The sequence below is a fragment of the Bradyrhizobium sp. LA6.8 genome, from assembly GCF_040547935.1.
In the GTDB taxonomy this organism is placed as follows: domain Bacteria; phylum Pseudomonadota; class Alphaproteobacteria; order Rhizobiales; family Xanthobacteraceae; genus Bradyrhizobium; species Bradyrhizobium barranii.
Map to the genome: position 1 here is coordinate 164808 of NZ_JBEPQQ010000008.1, position 20629 is coordinate 185436.

At 66.0% G+C, this 20629-nt stretch carries 23 protein-coding genes; 8 read left to right on the top strand and 15 right to left on the bottom strand.

Annotated elements, in window-relative coordinates:
• Nucleotides 1-4 precede the first annotated feature (4 nt).
• Nucleotides 5-1141, top strand: coding sequence for an alpha-hydroxy acid oxidase (locus ABIA90_RS32455; protein ID WP_014492050.1), 1137 nt, complete (start codon nt 5-7; stop codon nt 1139-1141).
• Nucleotides 1142-1267: 126 nt separating this feature from the next.
• On the opposite strand, the gene ABIA90_RS32460 is transcribed toward ABIA90_RS32455, so the two are convergent.
• From ABIA90_RS32460 to ABIA90_RS32500, 9 genes are all read right to left on the bottom strand, one after another.
• On the bottom strand, nt 1268-1888 hold the full coding sequence (locus ABIA90_RS32460) for a single stranded DNA-binding domain-containing protein (RefSeq protein ID WP_354120922.1): 621 nt from the start codon (nt 1886-1888) through the stop codon (nt 1268-1270).
• Between the two features lie 14 nt (nt 1889-1902).
• On the bottom strand, nt 1903-2529 hold the full coding sequence (locus tag ABIA90_RS32465; RefSeq protein WP_028151813.1) for a hypothetical protein: 627 nt from the start codon (nt 2527-2529) through the stop codon (nt 1903-1905).
• A 67-nt stretch (nt 2530-2596) separates the two neighbouring features.
• Nucleotides 2597-3436: a shikimate dehydrogenase gene (locus ABIA90_RS32470; RefSeq protein ID WP_354120921.1), complete on the bottom strand. Its 840-nt coding sequence runs from the start codon at nt 3434-3436 to the stop codon at nt 2597-2599.
• A 52-nt stretch (nt 3437-3488) separates the two neighbouring features.
• Nucleotides 3489-4133 (bottom strand): YoaK family protein, encoded by a 645-nt coding sequence (locus tag ABIA90_RS32475; protein ID WP_354120920.1) that lies wholly within the window; start codon nt 4131-4133, stop codon nt 3489-3491.
• Nucleotides 4134-4199: 66 nt separating this feature from the next.
• Nucleotides 4200-5954, bottom strand: coding sequence for a SulP family inorganic anion transporter (locus ABIA90_RS32480; protein ID WP_354120919.1), 1755 nt, complete (start codon nt 5952-5954; stop codon nt 4200-4202).
• 94 nt (nt 5955-6048) lie between these two features.
• The gene (locus tag ABIA90_RS32485) at nt 6049-6321 is read right to left on the bottom strand and encodes a helix-turn-helix domain-containing protein (RefSeq protein ID WP_014492044.1); all 273 of its coding nucleotides are present in this window, start codon (nt 6319-6321) and stop codon (nt 6049-6051) included.
• Nucleotides 6322-6629: 308 nt separating this feature from the next.
• Nucleotides 6630-8678, bottom strand: coding sequence for an elongation factor G (locus tag ABIA90_RS32490; protein ID WP_354120918.1), 2049 nt, complete (start codon nt 8676-8678; stop codon nt 6630-6632).
• A gap of 153 nt (nt 8679-8831) precedes the next feature.
• Nucleotides 8832-9314, bottom strand: a complete 483-nt coding sequence (locus ABIA90_RS32495; protein ID WP_063985534.1) for a DUF992 domain-containing protein — start codon at nt 9312-9314, stop codon at nt 8832-8834.
• 172 nt (nt 9315-9486) lie between these two features.
• The gene (locus ABIA90_RS32500) at nt 9487-10689 is read right to left on the bottom strand and encodes a pyridoxal phosphate-dependent aminotransferase (RefSeq protein ID WP_039157959.1); all 1203 of its coding nucleotides are present in this window, start codon (nt 10687-10689) and stop codon (nt 9487-9489) included.
• 561 nt (nt 10690-11250) lie between these two features.
• Here ABIA90_RS32500 and ABIA90_RS32505 point away from each other — a divergent pair.
• The 6 genes from ABIA90_RS32505 to ABIA90_RS32530 all read left to right on the top strand — a co-directional run bounded on the left by ABIA90_RS32505 (nt 11251) and on the right by ABIA90_RS32530 (nt 15150).
• The gene (locus ABIA90_RS32505) at nt 11251-11901 is read left to right on the top strand and encodes a glutathione S-transferase family protein (protein WP_071909583.1); all 651 of its coding nucleotides are present in this window, start codon (nt 11251-11253) and stop codon (nt 11899-11901) included.
• A gap of 152 nt (nt 11902-12053) precedes the next feature.
• Nucleotides 12054-12230 carry a hypothetical protein gene (locus tag ABIA90_RS32510; protein ID WP_354120917.1) on the top strand — a complete coding sequence of 59 codons (177 nt, stop codon included), beginning with the start codon at nt 12054-12056 and terminating at the stop codon, nt 12228-12230.
• A gap of 85 nt (nt 12231-12315) precedes the next feature.
• Nucleotides 12316-12462: a hypothetical protein gene (locus tag ABIA90_RS32515; protein ID WP_162137015.1), complete on the top strand. Its 147-nt coding sequence runs from the start codon at nt 12316-12318 to the stop codon at nt 12460-12462.
• Nucleotides 12463-12590: 128 nt separating this feature from the next.
• Nucleotides 12591-13403 (top strand): PAS-domain containing protein, encoded by an 813-nt coding sequence (locus ABIA90_RS32520; RefSeq protein ID WP_354120916.1) that lies wholly within the window; start codon nt 12591-12593, stop codon nt 13401-13403.
• Nucleotides 13404-13490: 87 nt separating this feature from the next.
• Nucleotides 13491-13946: a GNAT family N-acetyltransferase gene (locus ABIA90_RS32525; RefSeq protein ID WP_211414960.1), complete on the top strand. Its 456-nt coding sequence runs from the start codon at nt 13491-13493 to the stop codon at nt 13944-13946.
• A gap of 262 nt (nt 13947-14208) precedes the next feature.
• Nucleotides 14209-15150 (top strand): aldo/keto reductase, encoded by a 942-nt coding sequence (locus ABIA90_RS32530; RefSeq protein ID WP_354120915.1) that lies wholly within the window; start codon nt 14209-14211, stop codon nt 15148-15150.
• A gap of 18 nt (nt 15151-15168) precedes the next feature.
• On the opposite strand, the gene hmuQ is transcribed toward ABIA90_RS32530, so the two are convergent.
• The 3 genes from hmuQ to ABIA90_RS32545 form a co-directional block, all read right to left on the bottom strand.
• Nucleotides 15169-15492 (bottom strand): heme-degrading protein HmuQ, encoded by a 324-nt coding sequence (gene hmuQ, locus ABIA90_RS32535; protein WP_354120914.1) that lies wholly within the window; start codon nt 15490-15492, stop codon nt 15169-15171.
• 77 nt (nt 15493-15569) lie between these two features.
• Nucleotides 15570-16787, bottom strand: coding sequence for a DUF1501 domain-containing protein (locus ABIA90_RS32540; RefSeq protein WP_354120913.1), 1218 nt, complete (start codon nt 16785-16787; stop codon nt 15570-15572).
• A gap of 2 nt (nt 16788-16789) precedes the next feature.
• Nucleotides 16790-18346 carry a DUF1800 domain-containing protein gene (locus tag ABIA90_RS32545; RefSeq protein WP_354120912.1) on the bottom strand — a complete coding sequence of 519 codons (1557 nt, stop codon included), beginning with the start codon at nt 18344-18346 and terminating at the stop codon, nt 16790-16792.
• Between the two features lie 114 nt (nt 18347-18460).
• Between ABIA90_RS32545 and ABIA90_RS32550 the strand changes: the two genes are divergently transcribed.
• Nucleotides 18461-18685 (top strand): cysteine-rich CWC family protein, encoded by a 225-nt coding sequence (locus ABIA90_RS32550; protein ID WP_354120911.1) that lies wholly within the window; start codon nt 18461-18463, stop codon nt 18683-18685.
• A gap of 64 nt (nt 18686-18749) precedes the next feature.
• On the opposite strand, the gene ABIA90_RS32555 is transcribed toward ABIA90_RS32550, so the two are convergent.
• The 3 genes from ABIA90_RS32555 to ABIA90_RS32565 all read right to left on the bottom strand — a co-directional run bounded on the left by ABIA90_RS32555 (nt 18750) and on the right by ABIA90_RS32565 (nt 20565).
• The gene (locus ABIA90_RS32555) at nt 18750-19445 is read right to left on the bottom strand and encodes a glutathione S-transferase family protein (RefSeq protein ID WP_354120910.1); all 696 of its coding nucleotides are present in this window, start codon (nt 19443-19445) and stop codon (nt 18750-18752) included.
• Nucleotides 19446-19558: 113 nt separating this feature from the next.
• Entirely contained in the window at nt 19559-19789 is a 231-nt protein-coding gene (locus tag ABIA90_RS32560) for a hypothetical protein (RefSeq protein ID WP_208084552.1), read from the bottom strand.
• Nucleotides 19786-20565: a TSUP family transporter gene (locus ABIA90_RS32565; RefSeq protein ID WP_354120909.1), complete on the bottom strand. Its 780-nt coding sequence runs from the start codon at nt 20563-20565 to the stop codon at nt 19786-19788. The genes ABIA90_RS32560 and ABIA90_RS32565 overlap by 4 nt, the downstream gene beginning before the upstream one ends.
• Nucleotides 20566-20629 lie beyond the last annotated feature (64 nt).

The window sequence follows — 20629 nt, forward strand, 5'->3', positions numbered from 1 at the left end:
GTTCATGAAGCACATCACCTGTATCGACGATCTTCGCACGCTGCATCAGCGCCGCGTGCCGAAGGCGTTCTTCGACTATTGCGACCGCGGCTCCTATGCCGAGGAAACGCTGCGCGCCAACCGCGAGGACATGCAGGCGATCAAGTTCCGCCAGCGCGTCCTGGTCGACGTCTCCAGGCGCGACACCTCGACCATGATCCTCGGCGAGTCCTCGACCATGCCGTTGATATTGGCGCCTGTCGGCCTCCTGGGCATGCAGCATGGCGACGGCGAGATTCACGCCTGCCGCGCCGCGCAGGCCGCCGGCATCCCGTTCACGCAGTCGACGATGTCGATCTGCTCGATCGAGGACATCGCCGCCAATGTCGAGAAGCCGTTCTGGTTCCAGCTCTACGTGATGAAGGACCGCGGCTTCATCAAGGAATTGATCCAGCGCGCGATGGCGGCGAAATGCAGCGCGCTCGTGCTGACCGTCGATCTCCAGGTGATCGGCCAGCGCCACCAGGACATCAAGAACGGCATGACGGTGCCGCCGGAATGGTCGCTGTCGAAGCTGATCGATTTCGCCACCAAGCCGGCCTGGGTGTCGGGCGTGCTGCAGGGCAAGCGCCGCACCTTCGGCAATCTCGCCGGTCATCTGAAGGTCAGCGACGACATCACGTCGCTCTCGACCTGGATCAACTCGCAGTTCGACACCTCGCTGAACTGGAACGACATCGAGTGGATCCGCAGCATTTGGCCGGGCAAGCTGATCCTGAAGGGCATCCTCGACGTCGAGGACGCCGAGCTCGCTGCGAAGACCGGCGCCCAGGCGCTGGTCGTCTCCAACCATGGCGGCCGTCAGCTGGACGGCGCGCCGTCCTCGATCGAGGCGCTGCCGGAGATCGTCGACGCGGTCGGCTCGCAGATGGAGATCATGTTCGATGGCGGTGTCCGCTCCGGCCAGGACGTGATGCGCGCGCTCGCGCTCGGCGCAAAGTCCTGCATGATCGGCCGCGCCTACGCCCATGGCCTCGGTGCCGGCGGCCAAGCCGGCGTCGCCAAGGCGATCGACATCATCCAGAAGGAGCTGCTCACGACCATGGGCCTGTGCGGCGTCAACAGGATCGACGAGATCGACGATCACATCATTGCGGTGTGAGGCGTAGCCGCAGCGCCGTAGGGTGGGCAAAACGAAGCGTGCCCACCAACTTTCGCGAAACACAGGAGCGTGGTGGGCACGGCGCAAGTGCGCCTTTGCCCACCCTACGAGTTCAGCGCCAGTCCCTCACATCGGCGGCGTAATCCCATCCCTGCCGACGTTCACCCGGTTGGCCTCGAGCGATCCGTCCTCCTTCTTCGCCGCGCCGAAGATGATCAGCTTGGCGCCGGGCTTGATCTCGGATTTGTCGCTGGCGACGAAGGTGACGATCGGCGTATCCGGCGGCACCACCACCTTCTTCTCACCGTCCTTGTACTTGACGGTGATGTTCTGGCCGTCGGTGCCTTCCACCGTCTGCGCCACGGTCGCGTTGGTCATGGTCGAGTTGGCGCGCGCATCCCAGGGACGAAAACCTTCGGCCGCGCCGCGCTGGTTCTCGGGGAAGATGTGCACCGCGATCGCCTTCTGCGTGCCGTCGGGCTGGGGCATGCCGGTGACGCCGATATAGGATCCTTCCTTGATCTCCGCGAGCGACGTCTTGACCACGGCGAAGACCGCGACGTTGTCGGTCATGCGCACCTTCACGTCGCTGCCTTCGCGCGTCTTGATGCCGAGGGTGTTGCCGTCGACGCTCTCGATGGTGCCGCGGATGCGGACCGTCGGCGACTGCTGCGCCGAGGCGGAGAACATGGAAGTGACGGCGAACGCCGCTACGAACAGGCGCGGCATCCAGCTTGATTTCGACATGTTGCGATTCTCCATCACATCGGTGGTGTCAGGCCGTCGAGGCCGACACTGACACGGTTGGTTTCGAACGAGCCGTCCGGCAGCTGCTTCATGAAGGCGACGACTTTTGCCCCGGCCTTCAGCTCGGATTTGTCGCCGGGCACGAAGGTCACGACCGGCGTGTTGTCGGCGACGAACACCTTCTTCTCGCCGTCCTTGTACTTCACCAGCAGCGTATGGCCGTCATTGCCGACCACGCTCTCCGACACCGTGGCGTTGGTCATGGTGGAGTTCGGCTTGAGGTCATAGGGCCGCGAGCCCTCGCCGGTGCCGCGCATGCTCTCCGGAAACACGTGGACCTCGACCGCGTTCTGGCCGCCGTCCGGACCGGGCACCGTGGTGGCGCCGACGAAGGAGCCGACCTTGATGTCGGCGAGTGAAATTTTGGTAACGCCCGACACATTCACGTCAGGGGCGATGCGAAGCTTGACGTCCTCGCCGCTGCGCGACTTGACCTGCATGGTGTCGCCATTGACGCTCTCGATCGTGCCGCGCACGCGCGTCGGCACCGGCGCCCTCTGCGCGACGGCATAGAGGGTGGAAGCGGCCACCATCGCGACGGCGATGAGCGGACGTGTGAAAGTTGCACGTTGAACAGGCATGACGGTCTCCGGATTGTCCCCACGGGGATAGAACTCCGGAGGTGGGGTGCTATTCGCCGTTACCCTTTCAAGTCTTTGTGAGATCGGCCTCGACCAGTGCACGCAGCTCGGCCGTGACAGCAGGCCTTTGGCCGAACCACAGCTCGAAGCCGCGCACCGCCTGGTGCAGGAGCATGCCGAGGCCGTCGGCGGTGTTCAGGCCGCGCGCCTTCGCAGCCGCCAGCAGCGGCGTCACCAGGGGAACGTAGACGAGGTCGGCGACGACCGCCCCGTCCGGCAGGCGCGCCACATCGACATCGAGCGAAGGCTGGCCGTGCATGCCGAGCGAGGTCGTGTTGACGAGAAGTCTTGCGCGCGGCAGCACGTCGTTGATGCCGTCCCAGGGAATCGGATGCACGTTCGGCCCGAATTGCTTTGCCAGCGTCTCGGCGCGCGCGATGGTGCGGTTGGCGAGGTGGATGCGCTTGATGCCGCGTTCGAGCAGGCCGAACACGACCGCGCGCGAGGAACCGCCGGCCCCGAGCACCAATGCCTCTTCCGCGCTGTCCCAACCGGCCGCTCCGGCATCGAGATTGCCGATGAAGCCTTCGACATCGGTATTGGTCGAGCGCAGCTCGCCGTCGGCAAACCACAGCGTGTTCGCAGCGCCGACGGCCCTGGCACGCGCATCGGGCGTGGACAGCGCCAGCACGTCTTCCTTGTGCGGGATGGTGACGTTGGCGCCGACGAAGCCGCGCAGCGACAGCCGCAGCACGAAGTCGCGCAGATCCTCGGGCGGGACCGCCTCGATGACGTAACCACCCTCGATCCCGAGCGTGCGCAGCCAGTAACGATGGATCAGCGGCGAGCGCGAATGCGCGGCCGGCCATCCGATCAAACAGGCTGCGGGAGTCCTGAGCGCGGTCATCTGTCCCTCGGGTCGTGTTCGAGGCGATCCATTTCGCGTCCCGCCGGCTCTGTCAAGCGCGCGACCGCCGCATCGCCGCAGCCACGATCGCAGCCAAAGCCAGCGCCGCGGCAGCGGCGAACCAGATCGCGGCGAGGTTGATCCGGGCATAGCCGAGCGCCCCGCCCGCCGACCCCGCAACGAGCGCCGCCCACAACAGCAGGTTCGGCGCCCAATTCCAGCGCGGTCCGCCGGTGAGGCTCACCGCGAGGAACTGGCCGACCTTGACCAGCGCGCCCGTGACATAGGTGAGGCCGAGGCCCGCGCCACCATCGATCTGGAACACAGCGTTCTCCAGGCCCATCGCGAGCACGATGGCCGCGACCGCGAGGTTCGACAGCCCGTAGGCATGGCAAAGTCCGGCACCCGCAAGCAGCCCGGTTTCAATGAGAAGCAGCCAGGGCTGCCGCTCGGCCCCGCCGCCGAGCACGACGAGGCTGCCGGCCGCGGCACCGGCCACGAACAGCGCGATCAGGCCGAGGGCGCTGGCGGCCTGCCACCACTGCGCTTCCGCAAGGCTGACGCCGAGACGCGTGGAGTTGCCGCTCATGAACGAGACGAACAGGCCGCCGAGATGCAGGAAGCCGATGCCGTCGACATAGCCCGCCAGCAGGCTGAGCGCGCAGGCCAGCGCAATATTGCGACGCGAATCCAGCATTCCCTGCACCACCGCCGTGACGCGGCAGTGTCGATCAAATCGGCCGGCTTGAGAAGTGCGCTGCCGTCAGGTCGCGACCGCGTCATCGGCCACGGGCTGCGCCGCGCCGCCCTTGATGTCGGCGACGGCACGCGCGATCGTCGCGCGATAGCGCGCACGCGGCGGCGTCACGCCGTGGGTGAGCAGCGCGCGGCGAACCGCGGGCGACGCCCCCGTGATGAACAGCCGGATGCCGTGGCGGTGCGCCTTGACGGCGACGCGACCGAGCACGTTGGCGGCCGTCGAATCCAGGAACGGCACCGCGGCGAAATCGACCACAAGACCCTTGCGCTGGTCGGCGATGCCGTCGAGCACGTTTCCGATTGCCGAGGCGGCACCGAAGAAGAACGCGCCGGTGATGCGGTAGACCAGCACGTCGCGATCGATGGCGAGCGCGGGATCGTAAGGCACGCGCTCGCCATTGCCGTCATCGGGACGATCGGCGGCCACCAGCGGGGAGCGCTCCTCGATGCCCGTCATCTCCGCCATGCGGTGGATGAACAGCACCGCGCCGAGCGCGAAGCCGACCAGGATGCCTTCGGTCAGGTCGCGGAAGATGGTGAGCAGGAAGGTCGCGAGCAGCACGACGGCATCGCCCCAGGATGAGCGCAAGAGCGTCGCGAATTCGTGCTTCTCCGCCATGGTCCAGGCGACGACGACGAGCACGGCGGCCAGCGCGGCCAGCGGGATGTAGCTCGCGAGCGGCGCTGCGATCAGCATGAACAGCAGCAGGAAGACCGAATGCAGCATGCCCGCGAGCGGCCCGCGTCCGCCGGCGCGGATGTTGGTGGCGGTGCGCGCGATCAGGCCGGTGACGCAGATGCCGCCGAACAGCGCCGAGCCGATGTTGGCCGCGCCTTGCGCCACCAGCTCGCAATTGGAGCGGTGGCGGCGTCCGGTCATGCCGTCGGCCACAACCGCCGACAGCAGCGATTCGATCGCGGCCAGCAGCGCGAACGAGATCGCATCCGGCAGCACGGCCGTCGCCTTCGCAAACGAGAACGCAGGCAGCGCCGGCGACGGCAATTCGCGCGGAATGCCGCCGAACCGGCTGCCGATGGTTTCGACCGGCAGCGACAGCACGGCAGTCGCGACCGCGGCGAGCACGACCGCGATCAGGATGCCGGGCCAGGAAGGCCGCCAGCGCCGCAGGCCGGCGATGACGGCAATGCTGACGATCGCGACCGCGACGGCGGAGGGATTGATGGTGTGCAGGCCTGCGGCGAGCGCAACGAGTTTCGGCACGAATTCGCTGGGCTCTTTCCCGGCCAGCGTGATCCCGCCGAGATCGCGGAGCTGGCTGGCGAAGATGATCACGGCGATGCCCGCGGTGAAGCCGACCGTGACGGGATAGGGAATGAACTTGATGTAGGTGCCGATCCGCAACAGGCCCGCGGCGATCAGGACCATGCCAGCCATCAGGGTGGCGAGGATAACGCCGTCGACGCCGTGCCGCTCCGCCGTGACCGCGACCAGCACGATGAAGGCGCCGGCGGGCCCGCCGATCTGGAAGCGACTGCCGCCGAGCAGCGACACGATGAATCCGCCGACGACAGCGGTGTAGAGCCCGCGGTCCGGCGTCACGCCAGAGGCGATTGCGATCGCCATCGACAGCGGCAGCGCGACGATGGCAACCGTGAGGCCGGCGAACACATCGGCGCGGAGATCCGCGAGGCCGTAGCCTTCGCGCCAGACGGTGACGAGCTTGGGGAGATAGAGTTCGGCAAAGGTCGGTCGACGCAGCTGATGCAGCTTGCCTGCGTGTTCGCCTGTGATGCTCATGTCCGCAGAGTGCTCCGCTGCCCACAATGCTCTGGTGCATCGTGCAGCGCGCGTGCGACGATGCGCTAGCTCATCCAGAGCACGATCAACGCGATCATGCTCCCACGCGGCGCGGCGGCCCCGGCTCCTTCAGGCGAACGCCCCGCCCGCCGCTGTCGCTGCGGGCCTGCTCGCCGATCAGCTCGACGCCGGCCCGGTCGAACGCCTCGACCACCTTGATCAAGGTCTCGACCACGCCGCGCACATTGCCGGTGCTGGCCTCCATCCGCTGGATGGTCGGCAGCGAAACGCCGGCGAGCTCGGCCAGGGCTTTCTGGTCAATGCCAAGCAGCGCGCGGGCTGCCCGCATCTGGAACGACGTGATCACCGTGGCCTCACGTATCAGAGTTTATAAGTGATATCTGGAGCATGTACAATGATGTAAAATACATCATTGTAGGGCGGGCGCAAGGGGTGCCCGTCTGCCTCTTCCGCCATTGCGAGGAGCTCTTGCGACGAAGCAATCCAGACCGCCTCCGCAGAGCCAGTCTGGATTGCTTCGCTGCGCTCGCAATGACGGAGGTTGGGCGCGGGTTCGGCCAACCGAAACACCGTGGGCGCGGAAACAGCCCCTCACCTCAGCCTCTCCCCGTAAAGAACGGGGAGAGGGAGTGAGAGAGCCGTGCTTCCCTTACATCACGCCGCGTGCTGATGCGCGGCGATGATCTGGTCGGCGGCGCGGCCGGTCACCTCGGCCATGTGGTCGAACTGACGGGTGAAGCTGCCGGCTCCAGCCGTGGCCGAACGCAGCTCGACGATGAGTTCGCCGATCTCCGCTTCCGGCATCATGGCGCGGACGCAGTCCCATCCGCTCCAGCCGTCACGGGTGTCGAAGCCGAGGATCTGGCCGCGCCGCGCCGACAGGATCGCGTTGATCTTGGCGGTGGCGTCGGTCGGGCAGACGATCTCGACCACGTGGATCGGCTCCAGCAGCACCGACTGGCATTGCGGCAGGCCTTCGTTGAGTCCGACCCGCGCCGCCGTGCGGAAGGCGAGGTCGGACGAGTCGACGCTGTGATAGGAGCCGTCGGTCAGCGTCACTTGCAGATCGGTGACGGGGAAACCGAGCGGGCCGCGCGTCAGTCCGTCGACAACGCCCTCTTCCACCGCTCCGATATAGTTGCGCGGCACCGCGCCGCCCACGACCTTTTCGGCGAACTTGAACCCCTCGCCGCGCGGCAGCGGCTTGATGTCGAGCACGACATCGCCGAACTGCCCGTGGCCACCGGACTGCTTCTTGTGGCGGCCGCGCTGAACGATCGGCTTGCGGATGGTCTCCTGGTAGCCGATCGCGGGTGGATGCGAGGTGATCTTGACGCCGAAGCGGTCGCGCAGCCGCTCGCTCGCCACGCGCAGATGCATTTCGCCCTGGCCCCACAGCACGGTGTCGTGGGTCTGGGCGTTCATCACGACGCCGAGCGAAGGATCCTCCTCGTGCAGCCGGGCAAGGGCCTGGCCGAGCTTGACGTCGTCCTTGCGATCGGTAGCGGCGACCGAGATCGCGAGCACCGGCGGCGTCGGCTCCGGGGCGAACAGCGCAGCCGGCGGGGACTTGCCGCTCGAGACCGTGTCGCCGGTCTTGATCGGGTCGACCTTGGCGAGCGCAACCGTGTCGCCGGCTTCGGCCGCGGCACGCTTGGTATCGTAGGCGCCGTTGACGGCGAGGATGCCGGAGATGCGACCGCTCCCGCCGGAGGCGGATTGCAGCGTGGCTCCGTCGTCGAGATGGCCGGCGAGCAATCGCGTCAGCGACAGCTTTCCGCCGTGCTGCGAATGCAGCGTCTTGAAGACGTAGCCGAGCGCCTCCTTGCTGGCCGGCACACCGAGACGCTTTGCAGTCTCCTCGATGCCGGGCGCCTCGTGGCGCAGGGCCTTCATCAGGCGCAGCACGCCGTTTTCGCGCGCGGCGGCACCCAGCAGCACGGGGCAGATCTGCCCCTCGCGCAATTCGCGGGCGAGATCGTCGAACACCGCATCGCGCGGGGGCTGGATGTCCTCGAGCAGTTGCTCCATCAGCGCGTCGTCGTGATCGGCGAGCTTCTCCAGCATCGAGAAGCGGGCCTCCTTCTCACGATCGAGATCTCCGCCTTCGAGCGCGACCACCTCGGAGGCCTTGTGCTCGCGGTAGACGAACGCACGTTCCAGCGCGAGATCGACGAAGCCCTCGATCAGCTCACCCTTCCAGATCGGGATCTGGCGCAGCACCAGCGGTACGCGCGAGGCGGGCTGGAGTGTCGCCAGCGTCTCGCGGATGCGCTTGTTGGCGCGGTCGATCTTGTTGAGGAACAGGAAACGCGGGATCTTCAGCTCCTCCAGCTCGCGCAGGATGATCTGAAGCTGCGGCAGCTTCTTCTCGTCGGCCTCGCAGACCACGACCGCGGCGTCGACAGCGGGAAGCGCTGCACGCATGTCGTGGGCGAACTCAACGGAACCAGGACAATCGAGGAAGGTGTAGCTGTCGCCCATGAAACTCGTGGTGGCGGCAGTCAGGCCGACGGTCATCTTGTGATGACGGGCCTCCGGGGAGGCGTCGCCGACGGATGTTCCGGCGTCGACGCTGCCGACGCGGGGGATTGCGCCCGTTCGCGCCAGTATTGCTTCGAGAAGTGTGGTTTTACCGCTTTGGAATGGGCCCACCAGTGCGATGCACCGTGGACCTCGGGGACTTCTGACGTCTTGTCCCATTCGCCGCCTCCTTGGTGTGGAGCTCGGCCCATGATTGGGTCGGCAAACGCCGATGCTCTGCCCGTCCCCGAGATTTGGCAAGCATCAAAAATCGCTGCGGTGCGTCGTTGCCGAGATCGCGTCGGACTGACGCGATCTGCACACGCGAAATTGTCAACGACCCGGACGGAGTTCCAGGCTCTCGAGGCCAGCGGCGACGTTGAGGCCGACCTGGCCCTGCACGCTGAGCGGCTGGAGCGCGATCGAATTGTTGGAGCCGCCGATCAGCGCGTTGCCACCGATACCGACGCCGACCGAGGCGCTGCCCTGCGCGCCGGCATAATTGCCCGAGAGATCGCCGGGGCCGAGCCGGTCGACCGGCGCGAACACGCCCCAGGCCAGCGTGGTCTCCTGGGTGATGCCGATGTCGAGGCCCACTTTACGAATGGTCGCGACGTAGCGATCTTCCGGCAAACCGTCGGCACGCAGGACGCAACCGAGATTGGTCACCGAGCCCACGATGAAGCCAACGCTGGCGCCGCCGCGGCATTCGAGCACGCCAACCCGGACCATCCGCTGCTGCTGAGCGCCGCTGTTTGCGACGGAGGCAACGAGGCTGGCCGCGGCGAGCCCGGCGAGGATGAACGAACGGCGCATGAATATCTCCGGCGATGAATGTGATGCGAGCAGAGAGAGCACCCCACCCGTGTTGCGCGATGGTCTATGCCACAACAGCCGTGGTGGTGCCAGATCACGCGTGACGATAAGCGTGCAAACAATAAAAAGGCCCGCCGGAGGCGGGCCTTTTCGATAGGTATTTGCGACGGGCTCAGCGGAGATTACCGCAGAAGCGCTGGATGCGCTTGCAGGCGTCTTCGAGGTCCGAGGTCTTGGTCGCGTAGGAGATGCGGAACGCCGGGCCGAGGCCGAAGGCCGAACCCTGCACCACGGCGACGCCTTCGGTCTCGAGCAACTCGGTCACGAAGGTCTCGTCATTGTCGATCACCTTGCCCGACGGCGCGGTCTTGCCAATGGTGCCGGCGCAGGAGGGATAGACGTAGAACGCACCTTCGGGACGCGGGCACTCGATGCCCTTGGCCTGGTTGAGCATGGAGACCACGAGGTCGCGGCGCTCCTTGAACACCTTGTTGTTGGCGGGGATGAAGTCCTGCGGACCGTTCAGCGCTTCGACCGCGGCCCATTGTGCGATTGACGACGGATTCGAGGTCGACTGCGACTGGATCGTCGACATCGCCTTGATGAGCTGCGCCGGACCGCCGGCGTAACCGATGCGCCAGCCGGTCATGCAATAGGCCTTCGACACGCCGTTCACGGTGAGCGTGCGGTCGTAGAGCTTCGGCTCGACCTGCGCGACCGTGGTGAACTGGAAGTCGTCATAGACGAGGTGCTCGTACATGTCGTCGGTCATCACCCACACATGCGGATGCCTGACCAGCACGTCGGTGAGCGCCTTCAGCTCGGTCCTGGTGTAGGCCGCGCCGGTCGGGTTCGACGGCGAGCACAGGATCACCCATTTGGTCTTCGGCGTGATCGCGCGCTCGAGCGCCTCGGCCTGGAGCTTGAAGCCGGTCGCGGCGGTGCAGACCACCGGCACCGGCTCGCCGCCGGCGAGCGCCACCATCTCGGGATAGCTGACCCAGTACGGCGCGGGAATGATCACCTCGTCGCCGGGATTGATGGTCGCCATCAGCGCGTTGTACAGCACCTGCTTGCCGCCGGTGCCGACGATGATCTGGTTCGGCTTGTAGGCCACGCCGTTCTCGCGCTGAAACTTGCCGATGATGGCTTCCTTCAGCTCGGGAATGCCGTCGACGGCGGTGTACTTGGTCTTGCCGGCTTCGATGGCATGGATCGCAGCCAGCTTGATGTTGGCGGGCGTGTCGAAGTCGGGCTCGCCGGCACCGAGGCCGATGACGTTGCGGCCCGCCGCTTTCAGCGCACGTGCTTTATCCGTGACCGCGATGGTCGCGGACGGCTTCACACGGTCGAGCGCAGCGGCAAGGAAGGACATCGTCATCTCCTGACAAGCGTCGTGAACCCTTTGGCCTCACGACTCCGATTGTGGGAATGAGCCACCCTAAAACGTGTGCCGCTGCGCTGCAAGAAACTTCGGTCCGATCTCGAAAAAGTTTACGGATCTGGAGCGTTTCAAGGGGCGATTTCCCGCAATTTTCCGTAACTTTGCCGCCGGAATCCCTCATATCCGGCAAGGCCTGTCCTCGGAGCAATTTTGCGCGTTGCGCGCCGCCATGAAGCTGACGGCAGTCTGACGCTCGACAGGACGCTCGAGACAACCTTTGAGCGATTTGCTTTGAAAGACTTTGGCCGTCAGCGGCCGAGGCGATCACGATCGTTCAACCGTCCCGCACGAACGTGCGGCCGCGCGCTAACGCAAGCGTGATCCGATTTGCAGCGTCGCACGAAAATGATCTTTCGCGGCATTGCGGTGCGGTAGGGTTTTCGAGTTTTTCTATGGCGCGGGTCTTGCGGCGGATTCGCAACGGCATCATTGTTTAGCCGCGGTGCGGGGCAACGAACACCGCGCCTTCCCGACCTCGGAACGAACTCCAGAATGTACAAGCTCTATTCGATGCAACGCTCCGGCAACAGCTACAAGGTCCGCCTTGCGCTGGCCCTGTTGAGCGTGCCTTACGAAGCGGTCGAGGTGGACATTCTGCGCGGCGAGAGTCGCACGCCGGACTTTCTGACCAAGAACCCGTCGGGACAGGTGCCGCTGCTCGAGGTCGGCGACGACCGCTATCTCGCCGAGTCCAACGCCATCCTCTGGTACGTCGCGGTCGGCACGCCGCTTGCGCCCGAGAACCGCATCGACCGCGCCGAGGCGCTGCAATGGATGTTCTTCGAGCAGCACGCGCTCGAGCCGAACATCGGCGCCGCCTATTTCTGGCTGTCGCTGGTCAAGGGCGGCCGCGATCTCCAGACCCACTCCCTGGAAGACTGGATGGAGCGCGGCTATGGCGCGCTCCAGGTGATGGAGAACCACCTCAAGACCAACGCCTATTTCGCCGCCCGCCAGCTCACGGTCGCCGACATCGCGCTCTACGGCTACACTCACCTCGCCGAACGCTGCGACTACGACCTCTCGACCTTCCCGGCGATCCGGGACTGGCTGAAGCGCGTGGAAGCTGCACCCGGCTTCGTGGCGATGGACTGGCGGCCGGCCGACGTCGACGACCCCGCCAGCATCGCGGCGGGCGCCTGACGGCGCGCCGGCTCCGGGAATAGCGGGCATAAGGGCAGCCCATGCCGCATTCTCGCCATTTTCGACGCTATGGCCGCCCCAATATTGCCGGTTGAAACGGGGAAATTGTTCGAGTCGCGGGTGATTCGCTCGCACGTTGAAGGATTTAGACCATGATTCGGGCGTCCGGCACGGCAGGCTTTCGCGGCCCAACCGTTACCGTTTCGTCTTCCCGGCTGACCAACGCGGTCGTGGCCTCGCTCGCCGTCGCCGCGCTCTCGCTGTGCCTGATCGTCACCCTGACTCTGCTGTCGACCAAGGCGACCATGGCGATGGGCCTGCCGGTCTGATCCCCGTTTCATCCCGGACCCGCCTTCAAGGTGCCACGCGGCCCGCGCCGACCGGCATCGCGACAGGACACCGATGAAATCGCCTGTGGTAGTCGTTGCAATCACCCTGACTGCGGCCATCCTGGTCGCGGCATCGCTGTTGATTTTCACCGGCGTGCGCAAGAGCTCGGGGACGTCGACGCTGAATGCGCCGGCGCAGCAGCAGCGCCTCAGGCACGCGCATTTGGCCTAAAATCATCCGAAAGCTTTGCCCTTGCCGGCAACTGCCCCTTAAGCGCACCGCATGAAATCGCATCGCATGGGCGCAACGATCAGCCAGTGTTGCGGCCTTACCTCGTTCGGGAGGAGCGAGACTGGCCCATGCGGTTCGGATGGCGTGCGATCTCCGGTCCGGCGCTGACAGCGGCAATTGCGCTGCTGGCGATCCTGCTCGATCGCTATATCCACGTTCCCTCGCCTGCCCCCCTGTTCGTCTGCATCGTGGCGCTCGCCGGCTCGCTGTCGGGTCTCGCTTCCGCCATGACCAGCGCTGCCGTCGCGGTGATCGGCGCGGCGTTATTCTTTCTGGCCCATCGAGCCCTGCCGGGCTATGCGACGGCGGATCTGGTCCGGCTCGGCCTCCTCGCCGTGACGACTGCCGGCACCGCCGCAATCACCGGCCTGATGCGCGAGCGGCTGCTCGGCACATTCGCCGCCGAGCGCCAGAGCCACGCCACCGCCGCGCGGCTGTCGGCCGCGCTCGACCAGGTCGATATCGGCATCGTGCTGCTCGACGCCGAAACGCGTGCCGAATTCATCAACCGCGCATTTCGCGACTATTTTGCGCTGCCGGACGAAGTGGCCGACGGCAAGCCGCCCTTCATTGCGCTGATGTATCACGGCCGCGACACCGGCGCGTTCGAGCTGCCCGAGGACGAGCTCGGCACCTTCATCGCGCAGCGGATGGAAATGGTGCGGATCGGCGACGCCACGCCGATCAACATCGCCCTGCGCAATGGCGAGGTGCTGCGCTTCGTCTGCGCCGTCCTGCCCGATGGCGGGCGCATGCTGGGCTACACGCCCGTGACCGAACTCGTGCGCCACACCGACCCGCCCGCGCGCGCCGAGTACTACCGCTCGCTGCGCGACCCCGCGGGCCGCAGGCTGATGCGGTACTTGCGCGTCGCGGAGTGATGCGACGGCGCGATTGATCGGCAGTGCGATCATCACGTATGAAGGACGCTTCATCGCCTTGCGTCCTCCGAGATCGCGGAAACTCACATGTCGCTCACCATTCGCTCCGTCACGAGACAGGACTACGATCAATGGCTGCCGTTGTGGGATGGCTATAACGCTTTCTACGGCCGCTCCGGCCCGACCGCGCTGGCGCCCGAAATCACGCGCATGACGTGGCAGCGCTTCTTCGATGCCTATGAGCCGGTGCATGGGCTGGTCGCCGAGAGCGACGGCAAGCTGCTCGGCATGACGAACTATCTGTTTCACCGCAGCACCACGGCGATCGAACCGTCCTGCTATCTGCAGGACCTGTTCACGCTGGAGGCCTCGCGCGGCAAGGGCGTCGCCTCGGCGCTGATCTACGGCGTCTACGAGCGCGCAAAGCTCGCGGGGTCCCCGCGGGTCTACTGGCAGACGCACGAGACCAACGTCACGGCGCAGAGCCTGTACGACAAGGTCGCCGAGCGCTCCGGCTTCATCGTCTATCGCAAGATCTTCTGATCGCGGCAGCCGCGGAGTCCCTGTGGATAACTCTGCCTGTCACCCGCGCGTAACATAGCGGGACTACGTTGCACCTGCGTCTGATCAGGCCCCCCGTCACCGATCAAGCGCCCCAAAGCGGTCCCCGTCAGTCGCCGCGTCTGACAGGGGCCGCATTTTTTTGGCTTCAGTTCCCGGCAGCATGGCAGCAACGCAAGGCGACGCCTTGCCGCTAGCGGGCAGCGCAGCCACAATGGCCCGCTTTCTCCTGACAGGACCTCCCATGGAAATTCGTAATCTCGGCGCCTCCGGCCTGCGCGTGTCCGCGGTCGGGCTCGGCTGCAACAATTTCGGCCAGCGCATCGACCTCGAGGCCTCGCGCAAGGTGATCCACCGCGCGCTCGATCTCGGCATCACGCTGTTCGACACCGCCGACATCTATTCGGCCATGGGCGGCTCGGAAAACGTGCTCGGCGCCGTGCTGGGCGATCGCCGCAAGGACATCGTGCTGGCGACGAAATACTCGAAGCCGATGGCGGAGGACGGAACCAAGCAGGGCGCCTCGCGCCGCTACATCATGGCGGCTGTGGAAGCGAGCCTGAAGCGGCTGAAGACCGATTACATCGACCTCTACCAGCAGCACGATTACGACCCGCTGACACCGATCGAGGAGAGTCTTCGCGCGCTCGACGATCTCGTCCGCCAGGGCAAGGTCCGCTACATCGGCAATTCGAACTTTCCGGCGTGGCGGATTGCGGAAACGGAGTATGTCGCGCGCGCGATGAATGTCAGCCGCTTCGTCTCATGCCAGGACGAATATTCCCTGGTCGTGCGCGACATCGAGAAGGACCTGCTGCCGGCAGCAACGGAATACAAGCTCGGCCTGTTGCCGTTCTTCCCGCTCGCGAGCGGACTTCTGACCGGCAAATACAAAAAGGGTGAGTCCGCACCCGGCGACACCCGCTTTGGCCAAACTCCGCGGCTGCGCGACCGCTACGTCACCCCGCGCAACGAGGCGATCGTCGAGAAGCTGCAGGCCTTTGCGCAAGCGCGCGGTCACTCGATGCTCGAGCTCGCCTTCTCCTGGCTCGCCGGCCGCCCGCAGGTCTCGAGCGTCATCGCAGGCGCCACCCGCGTCGAGCAGATCGAGCAGAACGTCAAGGCGATCGCCTGGAAGCTCAGCGCCGATGAGATGGCGGAGATCGACAAGATCACCCAGGGCTGATGTTTAAAGCGCGGCGCGTTACTTCGCGCCGCGTCCCACCGTCTGCATTACCTCAAAGCCTTCGAACTGGGGATGGCCGAGATAAAGCGGCTTGTTGTCGCCAGCGCGCTGATGCGCCGCGCGAAACGCCTCCGACTTGGTCCACGCCTCGAACGCGGCATGGTTCGCCCAGATCGTGTGCGAGGCATAGAGCGTGTGGTCCTCGAGCTCGGGGCCGCGCAGCAGATGGAATTCGACGAAGCCCGGCACCCCGTCGAGAAACGTGTCGCGCGTCAGCCAGACCTGTTCGAAAGCGGTTTCAGAGCCCTTGGTGACGCGGAAGCGGTTCATGGCGATGTACATGCGAGTGATCTCCTGATGCTCGGCTCATCATGTCGTCATTCCGGGACGCACCGCAAGGCGCGGGCCCGGAATGACGGCTAAGCAACCAATCCCTTCATCGGCCGCGCTCCCGCGCTGTCCGGGAACACCGTCTCCGCCAGCACGCGATCCGAAAGACCAAATTGTCCTTGCAGCACGCCCTTGATCACGGAGCGCAAATCCGTGGTCGGCTTGAGGTCGCGGCCTTCGTAGAGATTCGCGAGCTTGAGGCCGGGCCAGTCGGAGATGACGCGGCCGCCTTTCACCGCGCCGCCAGCGAGCAGCGCGATCGTTCCCGTGCCGTGATCGGTGCCGTCGGTGCCGTTGATGCGCGCCGTGCGGCCGAACTCGGTGGCGACGACGATTGCGGTGTCGCGCCAGCGCTCGCCGAGGCCGCTTTCGAACTCGGCAAGCGCGCCATCGAGGCCGCCGAGCAGGAAGGCCAGACGCCCGACCGGACCGCCTTCATTGGCGTGCGTATCCCAGCCGTCGAAGGCGAGCGCGGCGATGCGCGGGCCGTCATCGGCCGCCATCAGTTTTGCGGCGCCGCGCGCGACCTGGCGCATCTGCGCGACCTGGTTGCCACCCTTTGGCTTCATGTCGTCGCCGCTCGCGACCTTGTCGAGTTGAAGACCTTGCGACAGCACTGATGCCAGCGCGGGATCGCGGTGGCGATAGAGATCGACCAGCCGCATCGCGGTGTCGTCGTCGGCCTGCGGCAGCGCCACCGGCGCCCAGCCGACGGTTGGCGCATTGCCGCGCAATACCAGCGGCGTGGTCGGACCGACCGCGAGCCCGCTCGACACACGCTCGCCGCGCGGCAGCGCTTCGAGCGCGCGATTGAGCCAGCCGGATTGCACGCGGCCGGGGCCGGCATAGCCGCTTTCGAGCACGTCCTGGCCATCGAAATGCGAGCGGTCGCGATAGGGCGTCGCAACGGCATGGATCACCGCGGCATGCATGTCGCGATACATGCGCGCGAATTCCGGCATCGCCGGATGAAGCGCGAAGAAAGTATCGAGCATGATCGCGGGATGCGCGCCGTCGGCGGCAAGCGCGATCGAGCCGTGCAGGCCGGAATAATCGGGATCACCGAGCGGCGCGACGGTCGAGAGCCCGTCGAGCGCGCCGCGCAGGATCACCACGATCAGGCGCGGATCGCGCCCGCCGGCCGCGCGCGCGAATTTCGGCAAATAAGCCCATGCCGCGAAGGACGTGCCGCCGAGCAGGAGGCCGCGGCGCGAGGTGAGGAGCCGGTTCTCGACGCAGTCGATCATCATCATCTCCTCTGCATTTCCGGCGACATCAGCAGCAGTGCCAGCGCCTGCTGCCGCGACTCCGCGCGCTCGATGGTTTTGCGCGTCTCGACGGAGGCCGCATCCGCAGCCGCGAACTCCAGCAGGTCGAGCGGATCGATGTTGTTGCCGAGCCGCGCGCCCATTTGCGCCGCGATGTCGAGCCGGAGCTTGATGCCTTCGGGCGCGGCCCAGGCCGCGCTGGTATCCGGAAAACCGTTCGGCCCGGCGGGCGACCACAGCGGCTGACCGAGCAGATTGAGATTGTTGAGATAGCCGCCGGGATCTTCCGGCACGCGCGCGAGCAGCCGGCCGCTCGCGACCACGAAGTCGTAGGGCGAGCGCATCTTGGTCAACGGCGCCTTCCACGCTTCGTCGGAATCGACGAGCGCCGCGGCAAGCGCCTTGAGATCACCGTCGGTCTTGACGAAGATGTCGCGCAATCGCGCCACGAGCGCCGGCGGCGGATCGTCGGCAACGAAATGACGGACGAATTTGGTGGCGATGAAATTGGCGGTCGAGGGATGCCGCGCGATGTCGGCGAGCGCGGCCTCGCCCTGCGCAAGGCCGGTCGGCTCGTAGGTCTTACCGAGCAGCGTCTGCGGACCGGGCTGGTGCGCGTTGACGTTGAACACGAAGGAGCCGGGCGTTCCCAGCTGCCCCTGCCGTCCCGCAAAGGTCCAGCCGGTGATGATGCGCGCGAGCGAGGTGACGTCGTCCTGCGTGTAGCCGCCACCGACGCCGAGCGTATGCAGCTCCATGATCTCGCGAGCGAGATTTTCGTTCAGCCCGCGCTTGCGGTTTTGCCCAGCGCGCGAGTCCGGCCCGAGCGATTGCTGGTTGTCGAGGAAGAACAGCATCGCCGGATGCTGCTCGACCGCCCTGAGCATGTCGGCGAAGCGCCCCAGCACATGCGGCCGGATCGCCTCGCGCTCGAACGCGCCGGCCCAGATCCGCGCCAGCTCGCCCTTGCTCGCGGAGATGCAGAAATGGTTGGACCAGAACACCACCAGCCGCTCGGTGAAGCCGCACTCGACCAGCGTCGCGCGCTGCAGGCGCGCCAGCGCCTCGGCGCGAAAGGTTTTCTGGATCACGTTGAGCGGCTGCGGCGCGGGCTTGACGGCAGGGGGCGCGGCAGCGTTGGGCTGCATCGTATCCGGCTTCGCCGAACTATCTGGCGGTTTCGCGTCAGTCATCTGCCCGGCGATCTCGGTCGCGGCCGCATTGAGCGAGAGATTGCGGCGCAGCCCCAGCTTCTGATCGCCCGGTGCCTGCTGCGACCCTTCAGCGGGCGCAGCGGCCTTCGCGGCCTCGCGCGCCTGCTTGACCTGGTCCTGATAGGCGAACACGGCCTGCCCGAGTTGCGGCGTCGATTGCAGCCCCGGCGCTTCCAGCAGCACGCCGTTGGGGCGCGCGAGTTCCGCCTTCACGAAGCCACGCGGATCGGACGCCGCGTTGATGAGATCGCCGGACGCCCCGCCGCGCGCTCCGAAACCGAAACGGTTGAGCGCGACGAGGGCAGCTTGCGAATCGCGGGCCATCGATGTGTCCTTCGCGCGTTGCCAACCGCTTTCCGAGTCTGAGCGCAGCGCCTATTATACCGTAGCGGGAGATGAACCCGGCATGAAAATGACGGCGAAGCCTTTGGGCAAATCATGACAAATGCGAAAGAATTTCCCTCCGATTTTCCCTTGCCGGAACCGCGCCGCCTCGCCTGCTCCCGTTGCGGCACCGAGTTCGGCTGCGATCTCTCGGGAAGCTGCTGGTGCGCGGAGGAAACGGCGCGGCTGCCGATGCCAGTCAAAGGCGAGGATTGTTTGTGCCGGGAATGTCTGAGGAAGGCGGCGGCGGTGCGTAGCCCGGATGGAGCGCAAGCGTAATCCGGGAATCCTTCCGCAGGCGCAAATCCCGGATTTCGCTTCCGCTCCATCCGGGCTACGAAGCTTAGACGGGATGTCCCGGCGATTTTCGCGCCATGCCGTCGAACGCGTCGAGCAGTTTTTCGCGCCACGCATAGACGGGATCATCCACTTCCAGCAGCCTGAACGGGCTCACCACACGCGCCCATTGAAAACCGCCGAACACGATATAGTCGGCATAGTTCGGCGCGCTGCCGCCGAGATAGGCCTGCGTCTTGAACGTCTGCCGCATCACTTCGAGCGACTTGCGGAACGCGACGACGCCGGTCTCGCGGCTCGCCTGGACCTCTTCCAGGGGCTTGCCGAACCGCGCCTCACGCGACTGGCGGAAATAGGCGGCGTCGACCTCGCCGAGGTTTTTCGGGATGTCGGCGACGATCAGCAGAGAGAGGCCGCCGACGATCGCGATATCGCCCCAGGCGTTGAGCAAGCGCGCCATGGCGCGGCCGCCGTCGCCGCCGAACAGGGACGGCTGGTCTGGAAAATTGTCTTCGAGATAATTCGCGATCGCCCAGGAATCGATCACGGGCTTGTCATGATGCAGCAGCACCGGGACCCTCTCCGAGCCGTGCGGCGATATCGCGCTCTTCTCGGTGAAGCGCCAGGGCAGCGATTCCGCCGACAGGCCCTTGTGCGCCAGCGCCATCCGCGTGCGCCAGCAATACGGGCTGAACGGGCGCGAAGCGTCGGTGCCGACGAGTTCGAAGAGTTTGAGCGACATGGCTGGTGTTCCGTCATTGCGAGCGCAGCGAAGCAATCCAGACTGCCGCCGCGGAGACATTCTGGATTGCTTCGCTTGCGCTCGCAATGACGATGTGGAGGCGGAGGTGTGTGTCACCGCCCGTTCGTGCGCAGCAACCTCTCGCCGTCCGTCGTCACCGCGATGATCAGCCCCACGCCTGCAATCGTTTCGCGGGTGACGTAGCCGCGCTCGGCGGCGTCTTCCCAGATGGTGAGGCGCGGGCACGAGGTCTTCCAGGTCGCGATCACCTCGGCATAGGCGCGCGGCTCGCGCGCGATCCATTCGACGAAGTCCAGCACCAGCGGGTCGGCCGTCTCGCTCATTGCAAACCTCCCTTGTCGAAGGCCGCCAGCACCGGGGTACGAAGCAGGAGCCAGCCGCCATAGGCGATGTAGTAGCAGGCGATGGTGGTGATCAGCTTGTTCGACCAGGTCACGAATTGCTGGTCGGTCATGGCTTCGAGGATGCGCCGCGCCAGCGTGGTGCCGAGCATCGAGGCGATAATCGCGACGCCCGCGAGCACGGGATCGAGGCTCGCGGCCTGGTCGATGATGCCGCCGAAATAGACGAGCTTGGTGAAATGGCTGACGAGCTGGCACATCGCCTTGGTCGCCACCTTCTCGCGCCGGCCGAAATCGCCGCCGAGGAAGAAGGTGTCGAGCAACGGTCCCGACACGCCGGTCATCAGCATCAAGCCCATGCAGATCGTACCATAGACGGTGCCCTGCCAGAGACGGTCGGGATCCGGCTTGATGTTCGACGGCAGCAGCCGCGCCATGAACGGGGTGATGCCGAGCAGCAGCAGCGCCATCGGCTTGTCCGGCACATAGCGGGTGAGCGACCAGGCCGCGAGCGCGACGGCAGCGCCGACCATGTAGTTCGCGACCGGCCGCCAGCGGATATGCGCCCGCCACAGAAATGCGCGCCAGCCGTTCGAGGCCATCTGCGTGATCGCATGCAGCACCATCGCGGTCGGCAGCGGCATCAGCGCCAGCAGCACACCGATCAGGATCAACCCGCCCGCCATGCCGAACAGCCCCGACAGGAACGCGGTGGCGACCATCAGCAATCCAAGGGCAGCGATCATGATGGGCGTCACGAGAGATTCTCCTGCACGTGCGTAAGAGACGAAGGCTGCATCACTCCCTCGCCCCGCTTGCGGG

Excerpts from the sequence above, each read along its gene's own strand:
- ABIA90_RS32500 (WP_039157959.1), bottom strand. The coding sequence starts at position 10,689 with ATGTCCTTCCTTGCCGCTGCGCTCGACCGTGTGAAGCCGTCCGCGACC.
- ABIA90_RS32455 (WP_014492050.1), top strand. The coding sequence starts at position 5 with ATGAAGCACATCACCTGTATCGACGATCTTCGCACGCTGCATCAGCGC.
- ABIA90_RS32460 (WP_354120922.1), bottom strand. The coding sequence starts at position 1,888 with ATGTCGAAATCAAGCTGGATGCCGCGCCTGTTCGTAGCGGCGTTCGCC.
- ABIA90_RS32505 (WP_071909583.1), top strand. The coding sequence starts at position 11,251 with ATGTACAAGCTCTATTCGATGCAACGCTCCGGCAACAGCTACAAGGTC.
- ABIA90_RS32475 (WP_354120920.1), bottom strand. The coding sequence starts at position 4,133 with ATGCTGGATTCGCGTCGCAATATTGCGCTGGCCTGCGCGCTCAGCCTG.
- ABIA90_RS32465 (WP_028151813.1), bottom strand. The coding sequence starts at position 2,529 with ATGCCTGTTCAACGTGCAACTTTCACACGTCCGCTCATCGCCGTCGCG.
- ABIA90_RS32495 (WP_063985534.1), bottom strand. The coding sequence starts at position 9,314 with ATGCGCCGTTCGTTCATCCTCGCCGGGCTCGCCGCGGCCAGCCTCGTT.
- ABIA90_RS32545 (WP_354120912.1), bottom strand. The coding sequence starts at position 18,346 with ATGGCCCGCGATTCGCAAGCTGCCCTCGTCGCGCTCAACCGTTTCGGT.
- ABIA90_RS32530 (WP_354120915.1), top strand. The coding sequence starts at position 14,209 with ATGGAAATTCGTAATCTCGGCGCCTCCGGCCTGCGCGTGTCCGCGGTC.
- ABIA90_RS32490 (WP_354120918.1), bottom strand. The coding sequence starts at position 8,678 with ATGGGACAAGACGTCAGAAGTCCCCGAGGTCCACGGTGCATCGCACTG.
- ABIA90_RS32540 (WP_354120913.1), bottom strand. The coding sequence starts at position 16,787 with ATGATCGACTGCGTCGAGAACCGGCTCCTCACCTCGCGCCGCGGCCTC.
- ABIA90_RS32560 (WP_208084552.1), bottom strand. The coding sequence starts at position 19,789 with ATGAGCGAGACGGCCGACCCGCTGGTGCTGGACTTCGTCGAATGGATC.
- ABIA90_RS32525 (WP_211414960.1), top strand. The coding sequence starts at position 13,491 with ATGTCGCTCACCATTCGCTCCGTCACGAGACAGGACTACGATCAATGG.
- hmuQ (WP_354120914.1), bottom strand. The coding sequence starts at position 15,492 with ATGTACATCGCCATGAACCGCTTCCGCGTCACCAAGGGCTCTGAAACC.
- ABIA90_RS32555 (WP_354120910.1), bottom strand. The coding sequence starts at position 19,445 with ATGTCGCTCAAACTCTTCGAACTCGTCGGCACCGACGCTTCGCGCCCG.
- ABIA90_RS32480 (WP_354120919.1), bottom strand. The coding sequence starts at position 5,954 with ATGAGCATCACAGGCGAACACGCAGGCAAGCTGCATCAGCTGCGTCGA.
- ABIA90_RS32470 (WP_354120921.1), bottom strand. The coding sequence starts at position 3,436 with ATGACCGCGCTCAGGACTCCCGCAGCCTGTTTGATCGGATGGCCGGCC.
- ABIA90_RS32550 (WP_354120911.1), top strand. The coding sequence starts at position 18,461 with ATGACAAATGCGAAAGAATTTCCCTCCGATTTTCCCTTGCCGGAACCG.
- ABIA90_RS32510 (WP_354120917.1), top strand. The coding sequence starts at position 12,054 with ATGATTCGGGCGTCCGGCACGGCAGGCTTTCGCGGCCCAACCGTTACC.
- ABIA90_RS32520 (WP_354120916.1), top strand. The coding sequence starts at position 12,591 with ATGCGGTTCGGATGGCGTGCGATCTCCGGTCCGGCGCTGACAGCGGCA.